This window comes from Klebsiella sp. Lac1 (assembly GCF_009825425.1).
GTDB classification, from domain to species: domain Bacteria; phylum Pseudomonadota; class Gammaproteobacteria; order Enterobacterales; family Enterobacteriaceae; genus Klebsiella; species Klebsiella electrica.
Map to the genome: position 1 here is coordinate 386,925 of NZ_VJZJ01000002.1, position 12,275 is coordinate 399,199.

9 protein-coding genes are annotated in these 12,275 nt (G+C 56.7%); 3 read left to right on the forward strand and 6 right to left on the reverse strand.

Annotated features, from left to right (window positions below):
- Positions 1-35 precede the first annotated feature (35 nt).
- Positions 36-818, reverse strand: coding sequence for a histidine phosphatase family protein (locus tag FNY10_RS17245; protein ID WP_160702364.1), 783 nt, complete (start codon positions 816-818; stop codon positions 36-38).
- 544 nt (positions 819-1,362) lie between these two features.
- Between FNY10_RS17245 and surE the strand changes: the two genes are divergently transcribed.
- Positions 1,363-2,238, forward strand: coding sequence for a 5'/3'-nucleotidase SurE (gene surE, locus FNY10_RS17250; protein WP_131050722.1), 876 nt, complete (start codon positions 1,363-1,365; stop codon positions 2,236-2,238).
- A 50-nt stretch (positions 2,239-2,288) separates the two neighbouring features.
- Here surE and FNY10_RS17255 read toward each other — a convergent pair whose 3' ends face one another.
- Genes FNY10_RS17255 through FNY10_RS17270 form a run of 4 tightly spaced genes read right to left on the reverse strand, consistent with a single transcriptional unit; the run spans position 2,289 to position 8,525 of the window.
- Complete coding sequence (locus tag FNY10_RS17255; protein WP_160702362.1) at positions 2,289-5,447, reverse strand: CusA/CzcA family heavy metal efflux RND transporter; 3,159 nt, start codon at positions 5,445-5,447, stop codon at positions 2,289-2,291.
- A 10-nt stretch (positions 5,448-5,457) separates the two neighbouring features.
- Positions 5,458-6,717: an efflux RND transporter periplasmic adaptor subunit gene (locus FNY10_RS17260; RefSeq protein ID WP_160702360.1), complete on the reverse strand. Its 1,260-nt coding sequence runs from the start codon at positions 6,715-6,717 to the stop codon at positions 5,458-5,460.
- Positions 6,718-6,762: 45 nt separating this feature from the next.
- Positions 6,763-7,110 (reverse strand): cation efflux system protein CusF, encoded by a 348-nt coding sequence (gene cusF / locus FNY10_RS17265; protein WP_100684769.1) that lies wholly within the window; start codon positions 7,108-7,110, stop codon positions 6,763-6,765.
- Positions 7,111-7,139: 29 nt separating this feature from the next.
- Positions 7,140-8,525, reverse strand: a complete 1,386-nt coding sequence (locus FNY10_RS17270) for an efflux transporter outer membrane subunit (RefSeq protein WP_160702358.1) — start codon at positions 8,523-8,525, stop codon at positions 7,140-7,142.
- Positions 8,526-8,698: 173 nt separating this feature from the next.
- Here FNY10_RS17270 and FNY10_RS17275 point away from each other — a divergent pair, with 173 nt between their 5' ends.
- Together FNY10_RS17275 and FNY10_RS17280 are read left to right on the forward strand one after the other, a co-directional pair.
- A complete protein-coding gene (locus FNY10_RS17275; protein ID WP_141965399.1) occupies positions 8,699-9,382 on the forward strand; it encodes a copper/silver response regulator transcription factor in 684 nt (227 codons plus the stop codon).
- Complete coding sequence (locus FNY10_RS17280) at positions 9,372-10,823, forward strand: Cu(+)/Ag(+) sensor histidine kinase (protein ID WP_160702356.1); 1,452 nt, start codon at positions 9,372-9,374, stop codon at positions 10,821-10,823. Before FNY10_RS17275 ends, FNY10_RS17280 begins: the two co-directional genes overlap by 11 nt.
- Before the next feature lie 56 nt (positions 10,824-10,879).
- Here the strand turns inward: FNY10_RS17280 and FNY10_RS17285 are convergent, their stop codons facing one another.
- Positions 10,880-12,001 carry a cupin domain-containing protein gene (locus FNY10_RS17285; protein ID WP_160702354.1) on the reverse strand — a complete coding sequence of 374 codons (1,122 nt, stop codon included), beginning with the start codon at positions 11,999-12,001 and terminating at the stop codon, positions 10,880-10,882.
- Positions 12,002-12,275 lie beyond the last annotated feature (274 nt).

Genomic DNA, 12,275 nt, shown 5'->3' on the forward strand with positions numbered 1-12,275 from the left:
CGGCAACAGTTATCTGTAATAATATAATTAAGCGATCAGTTATTTTTATTGAGAGCCTGCTTTCCGGCTGCGATATATTTCATTGTGCCGATTTCTGCAACGGAATATGTGCCATCTTTATAGACAATTTTTACCACCGCCGCGTTGGCCAGCGGTTTATTTTTTGCCGCATCGTCGGTCAGATCGGAAATCATAATTTGCATCGAGGTGCCGGACGAAATGGCGAGAATATTTTTGTCGCCATGGGTTATGGCATTTTCAACGATGGTATGTAGCGCCGCCTGAGTCCGACGTTTTACCTGCTGATAGTTTTCCGCCATGCCCTGCGGGTCGGCAGCGGCCAGTGCGTTCTGGCTTTCATCTACCGGCAGGGTGCCCGCTTTCATTTTGCTGAACAGGGCGGCGCTGTCTTTTAAGCCCAACTGTTGTGCGCCGGCCGCTGCCATATCCTTGTTGAAGCCGCCTTCAAAGCTGCCAAAGAAGGCTTCGCGCAGGCCTGGCAACTCGATCAGGCGATAATCGTTGATCCCGGCCTGTTTCAGAATCACCGCCATAGTTTCTCGCTGTCGTCCGGCATCGCTGGAATAAAAACGGTCGAACTTCACCTCTTTTAAACCTTCTCCGAGATAACGGGCGACGCGGATACCGTCTTCCGTCAGCGGAGAATCGGCCCATCCCTGCACGCGGTCGAAGGTATTTAATAGCGTTTTCCCGTGTCGGGCAAAATAGATATTAATGCTGCCATCGTCTTTCATTTCCGCGGCTGAACAGGTTGCTGCGCTGGCGAACATGATGATTGCGGTTAGCCATTTTTTCATATTGTTCTCCTGTTTATTATGTTAAAGCCAAAAAAAAACCTACGTCAGTGACTCGGGATGGGCATAGTGTATGATGCCGCCGGAGTCTCTGACGTAGGTTTTGCCTGTGTTGAAAACAGTAACAATCCACTACCACCGACCTTATCATGTCAGGGAGGGAAAAACAGGTGGAATTTTTTTTGATATTAATAAATGTGATCGTTCGCATGCCCTGTGATTTGTTACCAATAACATTTTAACTCTCCGGGTATTGTCAGGGAATAACAGGGAAGACTCTTAATAATTAGATGTCGGGATTCCGGGGGGAATATCATTTGATACACTTTGCTTTTGGTGGAATAGTTTTTTGTTATTGATCGTAGTCACATAATAAACCTGTTGCCTGTGGATTATTCTGTCGATACGGGGTATTTTCCCCTTGTCCTGGGATTGTAACGGAATAACGGCAAAACCTAAGAGACCTGGCGCAAGTCAATTTGCGTGCAGGTTTCTTAGGTTTTTTTTTGCGCCAGACAAATATCTTGATACTGACTAAGGAGTCATCGTGAAAATCAACATTCTCGCCGCTGCGCTGCTCACCGTACTGACCGCCTCGACCCAGGCGGCGGAAAAACCGCTCAGAATTCTGCTGGTTAACGACGATGGCTGCCAGTCGGTTGGCACCACGTCGTTGCAGGAAAAGCTGGCCGCCAAAGGGTATGACGTGTGGATGGTGGCGCCCGACACCAACCAGAGCGGCATCGGCTCAGCGATAACCTTCAAACCGGGTAAAACGTTCGACGTTAAGAAAGTCGCCGACAAGCGCTACTGCTTCCCGGGCACGCCGGCGGATGCCGTGGATTTTGGCCTGTGGGGGGTGATGAAAGAGGCGGCGCCGGACCTGGTCATTTCAGGGGTGAATGACGGGCCGAATACCGGCATGGCGCAGGTAAACTCCGGCACCGTCAGCGCGGCGGCCCGCGCGCTGCGTTACGGTTTCCCGGCTATCGCCGCCAGCATTGGCTATCGCTTCACGCAAGAGGAGATGAAAAACAAATGGCCGAGCACGCATAAATACTGGCCTGACTCCGTGGATTACGTGGTGACGGTGGTGGATAAACTGAACGCTACGCGCCAGCCCGGCGTAGCGCTGCTGCCGAAAGGCTCCGGGCTGAGTATCAACTATCCGCCGCTGCCGACCGCTGAAATTAAAGGCGTCCACTATATCGACAATCAGCAGTTTCCAACGCCGCAGATCGGTTATGAACTGCAGGCGGACGGTACGGCGAAGCAGACGATGAACCCGGCATCGCTGGAACCCACGACAGCAGATAACGACAGCGGCTGGTTGAACAAGGGCTATATCACTTACACCTTGTTCGATGGTTCGTGGAATGCGCCGCAGTTCCAGGCGCAGTATGAGAAATTACTGGGCCGGTAATCCGGCGCTGAAATCGTAAAAGCGGGTGCCGTTCTGGCCCCCGCTTGATATCAGGCCGCCATCGATTTCCGCCTTTGCCGATGGCGGTACAACCACATCAGCTTATATGCCGCCGGAATAATAAACAGCGACAGCAGCGGGGCGGTGATCATCCCGCCAATCATCGGGGCGGCGATGCGGCTCATCACCTCCGAGCCCGCGCCAGTCCCCCATAAAATCGGCAGCAGACCGGCGATAATCACCGCCACGGTCATCGCCTTTGGCCGCACGCGCAGCACCGCCCCCTGATACAGCGCCTCGTCGAGTTTTTCGACGCTGAAGGTGTGCGGGTTTTCCAGCGACGGGTCGGCCTCGATGGCGTGGCGCAGATACATCAGCATCACCACGCCAAACTCTGCCGCCACCCCGGCCAGCGCAATAAACCCGGTGCCGGTGGCCACCGACAGATGGAACCCCATCCCATACAGGAACCAGATACCGCCAACGAGGGCGAACGGTACGCTGGTAATGATCAGCAGTGCCTCGCCAAAACGGCGGAACGCCAGGTAGAGCAGGACGAAGATGATCATCAGCGTCATCGGCACCATTAGCTTCAGCTTCTGATTGGCGCGTTCGAACAGCTCAAACTGCCCGGAGTACGACACGCTGATCCCCGGTTTCAGCTGCACCTGTTCGGCGATGGTTTTTTGCAGATCGTGAACCACGGAGACCATGTCGCGATCGCGGGCGTCGATGTAGATCCAACTGGCCGGGCGGGCGTTCTCGGTTTTCAGCATCGAAGGACCGGTCACCACCTTCACCTCGGCGACGTCGCCGAGGGTGATTTGCTGCTTCATCGGGGTCAGAACTGGCAGCTGGCGCAGGGCTTCCGGGCTATCGCGATAGCTTTGCGGGTAGCGGATGTTGATCGGATAGCGCTCGACGCCTTCTACCGTTTCACCCACCATGGCGCCGCCGATGGCCGACGACACAAACAGCTGAACGTCGCCCACGGTCATGCCATAGCGGGCCGCTTTTTCGCGGTTGATATCGATATTAAGGTAGCGCCCGCCCACCAGACGTTCTGCCAGCGCCGAGGTGACGCCCGGCACGGTTCGGGCGACCACTTCGATCCGTTCGGCAACCTCGTCGATATCGGAGAGGACCGTGCCGGAAACCTTAATGCCGATCGGGCTTTTGATCCCGGTAGAGAGCATATCGATGCGGTTACGAATCGGCGGTACCCACAGGTTGGCCAGTCCCGGCAGACGCACGGTTTTATCCAGCTCGGCGATAATCTTCTCCATGGTCATCCCCGGTCGCCACTGCGCCTGGGGCTTGAGCTGAATGGTGGTTTCGACCATTTCCAGCGGCGCGGAGTCGGTGGCGGTCTCCGCCTTACCGGTCTTGCCAAACACGCGGGCCACTTCCGGCACGGTCATGATCAGTTTATCGGTTTTTTGCAGCATATCCGCCGCCTGCGCGGCTGAGATCCCCGGCAGCGTCGAGGGCATATACAGCAGATCGCCTTCGTTGATCTGCGGTAAGAACTCGCCGCCTGTTCGGTTCAGCGGCCAGATAATGGTCAGGATCGACAGCAGCGCAACCAGCAGCGTGGTTTTCGGCCAGTGCAGAACTTTCAGCAACAGCGGATGATAAATGCGGATCAGAAAACGGTTGAGTGGGTTGCTGGCTTCCGCCGGGATCTTGCCGCGGATCCAGAAGCCCATCAGGATCGGGATCACCACGATCGCCAGCAGCGCCGCACCCGCCATCGACCAGGTTTTGGTAAAAGCGAGGGGGCCAAACAGCTTCCCTTCCTGACCTTCGAGGGTAAAAATCGGGATAAACGACAGGGTGATAATCAGCAGGCTGATAAACAGCGCCGGACCGACCTCCACCGAGGCATCGGTGATAATTTTCCAGTGCGTGTCGTTGGCCAGTTTCTGCCCCGGGTTGTGGTGCTCCCACTCTTCCAGCCGCTTATGGGCGTTTTCGATCATCACGATGGCGGCGTCAACCATCGCCCCCACGGCGATGGCGATACCGCCCAGCGACATGATGTTGGCGTTCAGCCCCTGAAAATGCATGATAATAAAGGCGATACACAGACCAAGCGGCAGGGAGATAATCGCCACCAGGGCGGAGCGGATGTGCCACAGGAACAGCGCGCAGACCAGCGCCACGACGATGAACTCCTCCAGCAGTTTGTGGCTGAGATTGTCGATCGCCCGGTCGATCAGCTGGCTGCGATCGTAGGTGGTGACGATTTCCACCCCTTCCGGCAGGCTGCTTTTCAGGGTCTCAAGCTTGTCTTTAACGGCGGAAATCACGTCGCGGGCGTTTTTGCCGGAACGTAGGATCACCACGCCGCCGGCCACTTCGCCTTCGCCGTTGAGTTCGGCGATGCCGCGGCGCATTTCCGGGCCGATTTGCACTCGCGCCACATCGCGTAAAAAGACCGGCACGCCGTTCTCGCCGGTTTTCAGTACGATATTATTGAAGTCATCCAGCGTCTGCAGGTAGCCGCTGGCGCGCACCATATATTCGGCTTCCGCCAGCTCGACGGACGAACCGCCAGCCTCCTGGTTGGAGACATTCAGCGCGGATTTTACCGCTGACAGGCTGATGCCATACTGGGTCAGTTTCTGCGGGTCGACGACAATCTGATACTCTTTGACCACGCCGCCGACCGACGCCACTTCCGAGACATTGGGGATGGTTTTCAGCTCGTATTTTAAAAACCAGTCCTGCAGCGAGCGCAGTTCGGCGAGGTCGTGTTTACCGCTGCGATCGACCAGCGCATATTCGAAGACCCAGCCCACGCCGGTCGCATCTGGTCCCATTTCGGCGCTGACGCCCGCCGGCAGTTTGCCCTGCACCTGGTTGAGATATTCCAGGACCCGGGAGCGCGCCCAGTAGGGGTCGGTGCCATCCTCAAAAATGACGTAGACATAGGAGTCGCCAAACTGCGAGAAGCCGCGTACCGTTTTGGCTCCCGGCACCGACAGCATGGTGGTGGTCAGCGGCCAGGTGACTTGATTTTCGACGATTTGTGGTGCCTGCCCCGGATAGCTGGTTTTCACGATAACCTGCACATCCGAGAGATCCGGCAGCGCATCGACCGGCGTATGGACTATCGTCCACGCCCCCCAGAGGCTGAGAAACAGCGCGCCCATCATCACCAGAAAGCGGTTAGCTACCGAGCGACGGATTATCCATTCAATCATGTGTCATCTCCTAGTGGGCGTGCGCGGCAGGCGTCTGCGCGCGCATCCTGTCGAGAGCGCCGGAAATATTGGCTTCTGAATCAATCAGGAACAGGCCGCTGGAGACCACCTTTTCGCCTTCGCTGAGACCGGCGCTGACCGCCGTGACGCCGCCGGATTGCTGGAACACGTCGATACGTTTAGGGACAAAGCGCCCGTCGTTATCCACCGTAATCACCCGCTGCTCCGTGCCGGTATCGATCAGCGCTTTTGACGGAATCAAGAGCATCGGCTGGCTTTGAGTGTTCAGCCGCAGCCAGGCGTTCATCCCCGGTTTGAGCATCTCATCGGCGTTATCTACCTGCAGGCGTAGCTGTAGCGTGCGGGTCGTGGCATCTGCGCTGGGCAAAATCGTCCATTTGCGGATGGTGAAGGTTTTCCCCGGCCAGGCCGGTACGGAAATCGTAAACTGCGCGCTGTCTTTAAGCAGCCAGGCAACCGATTCTGGCACTGCGGCGCTGATCCACACCGGATCCATGCCCTGAATTTTCGCCACCACGTTATCTTTGGTGATGTTCATCCCGCTGCGTAAATCAAAGGCGGTGATAACGCCGTCGATCGGCGCTTTGAGGGTGAAACGGGTCTGAATTTTGCGCGTCGCTGTTAAGCGGCGAATATCCTCTTCCGGCATGCCGGCGAGGCGCAGACGCTCCAGAATCCCCTCCACCTGGGTAGCGGTGCCGCCGGTATCCCGCAGCAGCAGATATTCGCTCTGGGCTTCGACCCAGTCCGCAATGGTCAGATCGACCAGCGGCGTGCCCTGGCGAATTTTATCGCCAACGGTGAGGGGATAGACCTTTTCGATAAACCCCGCCGAGCGCGCCTGCACAATCACAAACTGATATTCGTTAAAGCTGACGCTCGCCGGGAGCAACTGCTCGAAATGCAGCGGGCCACGGCGAACGGGTTCAGTTTTTAGCCCCAGGTTTTGGGTCTGGGTGGGATCGATGCGCACGCCGGGCGTGGAAGCGGGGGCTCCCTCTTCGTCGGCATACTTCGCCACCAGGTCCATATCCATAAACGGTGATTTCCCCGGTTTATCAAAGCGCGTATTGGGGTACATCGGGTCATACCAGAACAGCACTTTACGGGCCTCTGTTGTACCGGTTGGCGCCGCGCTGTCCGCGGCGGTGGGCGGCGAGAACCAGGCGTACAGGCTTGCGGAGATCATGCCGCCAATAAGCATACTGCCGATAATCAGCGCGCTGTTTTTGAGGGGAAACGAGGCCATATCTGTGTCCATTCCGGTGTGATTGGGAAGCTATCTCCGCGGGCGTTACTGTGCGAGATGGATATCCTGTAATAAGGAGAGATTGCCCTGCTGAATAAAGGTAAAGGCGACTTTGCTGCCGGCTTTAATGTTGTTGAGCGGCGTTTGCGGGGTAAAGGTGAAACGCATGGTCATCGGCGGCCAGTTCACCGCCGGAATCGCATCATGGGCGATGGTGACCTTTTTGCTCTCCGTATCAATGGATTTAACCTCGCCGGTGGCGCTGATGGCCTGTGTCTGCTGCGCGGCTGGCTGGGCATTCATCATGTCGCCATGCTGGTGTTCGTTGGCCTGCGCGCTGAACATGAGCGCAGAAAGAAGGCTGAAAATGAAGGTTTTAGTAAGGTGATTCATGCTGCATACTCCTGAAAGTAAATGATGATTTATTCCACCCAGCCGCCACCCAGGGCGGTGAATAGCTTGATTTCGTTGACCTGACGGGCGTAGTTGAGGTCCAGCAGGGTTTGTCGCGTGGTGAACAGCGAACGCTCGGCATCGAGCACTTCGATATAGCTCACCGCGCCATGCTGATAGAGCGCCCTGGCGCGTTGCCGTGTCGTTTGCAGTGAGGCGAGGTAGCGTTGCTGAGCGCTGATCTGGTCAGCCAGGCTCTGGCGCAGGGCCAGCGCGTCGGCGACCTCTTTGAAGGCGGCCTGGATTTTTTGCTCGTAGTTCACCACCGCCTGCTGCTGGCGGATTTTCGCTAAATCGAGGTTGGCCTGATTGCGCCCGGCATTAAAAATCGGCAGTTCGATTTTGGGGACGAAATTCCACATTCCGCTGGCGGGGTTAAACAAGCGGGACAAATCCGCGCTGCTGCCGGAGAGCGAACTGGTTAAGGTTATCGACGGGAAAAAGGCCGCGCGGGCGGCGCCGATATTGGCGTTCGCGGCACGTAAACCGTGCTCGGCTTGTAAAATATCCGGCCGCTGTAGCAGGATCTGCGAGGACAGCGTTGGCGGCAAGGCGACGCCGTTGATATCAAGGAGGCTGCTGGCCGCGTCATCAGGCAGATGCTGATAGCTGCCCAGTAGCAGCTGCAGGGCGTTGTTGGCCTGCGCCAGTTCGCCTTCACGTCTGGCGATATCGGCACGGGTACTTTCGATGACCCCGCGTGCCTGCTCCAGCGCCAGGACCGTGGTGCTGCCGGTCAGCAGCTGTTTCTCGACAAAGGCGTAGGAACGCTGGTAGTTCTGCAACGTCTCCTTCGCCACCTGCAGCTGAGCCCAGGCCAGGCGCTGGTTGAAATAGCTCTGCGAGACATTCGAGACTAATAAAATATGAACCGCCCGGCGGGCTTCCTCGCTGGCGAAATAGTTTTGCCTGTCCGCCTCGCTTAAGTTTTTCAGACGGCCGAAGAAATCGAGGTCAAAGCTGAGGTTAAGCCCGGCCTGATAGTCGCTGGCGGTGGTGGTGTCACCTTTGAGCTTGCCGCTCCAGGTGGTGCTGGCGGCGCTATTCAACTGCGGGTAGCGATCGGCATCGGTGACGCCATATTGCGCTCTTGCCTCCTGGACTTTGAGCGTCGCCATGCGCAAATCCCGGTTGTTCAGCAGCGCTTCGCCAATCAGCGACTTCACCTGTGGGTCGACGAAAAACGTCCGCCAGCCGCTCTCCTGATAAGGCGCGGGTATGGCGACCAGCTTGTTCTGGCTGCGCGAGAACTGCTGCGGCACCGGCGAGGCCGGCTGCTGGTACTCCGGAGCGAAAGAGAGGCAGCCGGTCAGAACAAAAATCACGCTGAGCGTGATGAGCTTTAATTTGCGCATAGGGCAGGACGTTTTTCGGCGGCGAATGAATGACGGGTACTGTACAAAACGGCCGCTGTTCGATGCGTGACAGGAAAATGACAAATCTGTCATTTTCCTGAGAATTCATTGCTATCCGGTTTGGCTCCTCTAAAATTGGAAACCCGCACTCAAAGCGCGTGAAGGAGCATGTCATGAAGATTTTGATCGTCGAAGATGAGAAGAAAACTGGGGAGTACCTGACCAAAGGGCTGACGGAATCCGGTTTTGTCGTTGATCTCGCCGATAACGGTCTGAACGGCTATCACCTGGCGATGACCGGCGATTATGACCTGCTGATTCTCGATATTATGCTGCCTGACGTGAACGGCTGGGATATTGTCAGAATGCTGCGCGCCGCCAGTAAAGGCATGCCCGTCCTGCTGCTGACGGCCCTCGGCACCGTTGAGCATCGGGTGAAGGGGCTGGAGCTGGGCGCGGACGACTATCTGGTGAAGCCCTTTGCCTTTGCCGAGCTGTTGGCGCGGGTCAGAACCTTGCTGCGCCGCGGCGCATCAACAATAGCGGAAAGCCAGTTTCAGGCGGCGGATCTGTTCGTCGATCTGGTGAGTCGTAAAGTGACTCGCGGCGGAACGCGTATCACCCTGACCAGCAAAGAGTTCACGCTGCTGGAGTTCTTTCTGCGTCACCAGGGGGAAGTGCTGCCCCGGTCGCTGATTGCCTCCCAGGTCTGGGATATGAACTTTGACAGCGATACCAATGCCATCGACGTGGCGGTCAAGCGGCTGCGGGCCAAAATCGATAATGACTTTGAACCGAAGCTTATCCAGACCGTGCGCGGCGTGGGCTATATGCTTGAGGTTCCGGATGTTGAGTAAGTGGTTCCCGCGGCCTTTTTCGCTGGCTTCGCGACTGACTTTTTTTATCAGCCTGGCCACGATCGTGGCGTTCTTTGCTTTTACCTGGATAATGATCCATTCGGTCAAAGCGCACTTTGAGGAGCGTGACGTTCACGACTTAAAGCAGCTCGCGACAACGCTTGAAACGGTACTTAATCATGACGACTATCCGCAGGCGCAGCGGCTGGATATCTTAAAAAACGTGATTGCGGGTTACGCCAATGTCTTTATCTGCCTCGATGATGCCAACGGGAATATTCTGTTCCAGTCGCCGAATGGCCCGGATCTGAGCCATATCATGAGCACCCCCGGGCTGGCGGCCCGTCTGCAGGACGGGCGTGTTACCTCGTGGAGCGATCCGTATCCGCAGGCGGTGACGCATGATAACCACCCGATGCAAAGCCGCGCCTGGCGGTTGATTATGCTGCCGCTCGGCAACACGGCGGAGGGCAAACCGGCTTATCATCTGCTGATGGCGTTATCGATCGATTTCCACCTGCACTATATTAATGAGCTGAAGGCGAAGCTGATTTCAGCCGCCTCGGTGATCAGCATTCTTATCATCTTGATTGTGCTGCTCGTGGTCTATCAGGGGCACAAACCGATCCGCCAGGTCAGCCGGCAGATTCAAAACATCACATCCAGAGATCTCGACGTCCGCTTAAATCCCGGGAGTGTGCCGGTGGAGCTGGAACGGCTGGTGATTTCGTTTAACCATATGCTGGAACGTATTGAAGATGTTTTTACCCGCCAGTCCAACTTTTCTGCCGATATCGCCCATGAGATCCGTACGCCGATTACCAACCTGGTGACGCAAACGGAAATAGCCCTCAGTCAGACCCGCAGCCAGAAAGAGCTGGAGGATGTGCTGTACTCCAGCCTGGAAGAGTTTTCGCGGATGTCGCGGATGGTGAGCGACATGCTGTTTCTGGCGCAGGCGGACAACAATCAGCTGATCCCCGAGCAGAAAACCCTGAACCTGGCCGATGAGGTCAACAAAGTGTTCGACTTCTTTGAAGCCTGGGCAGAAGAGAAAGAGGTGACGCTGCGTTTTACCGGCAATGCATGCTGGGTCACCGGCGACCCGCTGATGCTGCGGCGGGCCATCAGCAACCTGTTGTCGAACGCGATTCGCTATACGCCGGGTCAGCAGGCGGTGACGATTCAGGTCAGTGAAATCGCCGGGCAGGCGAAGCTGGTGGTGGAAAATCCGGGGACACCGATTGCGGCTGAGCACTTACCGCGGCTATTCGACCGTTTTTATCGCGTCGATCCTTCCCGGCAGCGTAAAGGGGAGGGGAGCGGTATCGGCCTCGCGATCGTGAAGTCTATTGTCACCGCGCATCACGGCAGCGTGGTGGTGGAGTCCGATAGTCGCTCAACGCGCTTTATTCTGATCTTGCCCAAACAGATGCCGTAAATGCCGAAAGCCGGGTAGAACCAGGCTTTCGGGGGACCTCCGTGCGGGGCGGTGGATTACTTTTCGAAGTACCAGTAGCCCTGATTGATCAGACGCGTCAGTTCACTCACGAACGCCGGATTCTGTAGACCGCTGCCGAGCTCTTCTTTACCGAGTGAGGTATAGCGGCACAGGGCATCCAGCGCTTCAGCATCGGTGGTGTCCAGCTGTTCGCTATGCGCGAAGAAGCTGTCGCCGATATGCAGAACGCGCAGGCCGCTGAGGCGAGAAAGCTTTTCGCCGCCCATTAGCGCATCGACCACTTCCTCTTCTGCATACGCCGGTTCCGCCGGAGCAATATCCAGCTCGTGGCGCGGGGTGGTCACGAAGCTGCCGAACCACTGTTTAAAATCTTCCGGCTGGCGAATCATATCGATCATCATCGACCGCAAGCGCTCAAGCTCATACTCTTCAACCCGGCCAGGATGCTCACGACAGGTGAGGTCCGGATCGCTGTAGTGCTCGCCGCCAAGATCGTTTTCCAGCACATAGTCGGCAAAGCTGCTGATCAGATCGCGACCGTTCGGGCCACGGAAGCCGACGGAGTAGTTCAGCGCGGTTTCGTGGGTAATGCCATCGTGCGGGAATCCTGGCGGGATATAGAGGATATCGCCCGGTTCGAGGTCTTCATCAATAATCGGCGGGAATGGGTCGACATGCAGCAGCGCCGGGTGCGGACAGAACTGGCGCATCGGCAGTTTGTCACCCACGCGCCAGCGACGGCTGCCCATGCCCTGAATAATAAAGACGTCGTACTGGTCGATATGCGGACCCACGCCGCCGCCGGGGACGGAGAAGGAGATCATCAGATCGTCAAGGCGCCAGTCCGGCAGAACGCGGAAAGGGCGTACCAACTCGGCAGCTGGCATATGCCAGTGGTTCACCGCCTGCGCCAGCAGAGACCAGCCGGTCTCGCCCAGACCGTCAAAATGTTCAAACGGCCCGTTGCTGGCCTGCCAACGATCGTTAACCAGGCTCACCAGGCGACTGTCGACTTCGGGTTCCATGGCCAGACCGGCCAGCTCATCCGGCGTAATCGGATCGACGAAGTCCGGGAAAGCATTCTTTAATACCACCGGCTGCTTTTGCCAGTACTTCTCTAAAAACTCGGGCCAGTTGATGTTCAGTTGATAAGCCATAGGTTCACACCAGTAATGTAGAAACGGGCCTGATTATAGAAAGGAGTCGACCAGCGGCGCTTTGTCATGAGTCAAGACAGCCGCTTAATTCGCCATCCGCGATGGTGCGCCGTAAGGGGATTAAAGAAAGAAAGGGGGAAAAATGCCGATAGTGAATACCGCGCGCGCTTTTTTACTCTTTGCGGGATTTGGCCTTGTTGCGGCTGTAAGCTGCGTGGATACTGGGTTTCTGCGCTTTATGGCCACGGGGTGAAATACGGGAAAGTTCAAATAA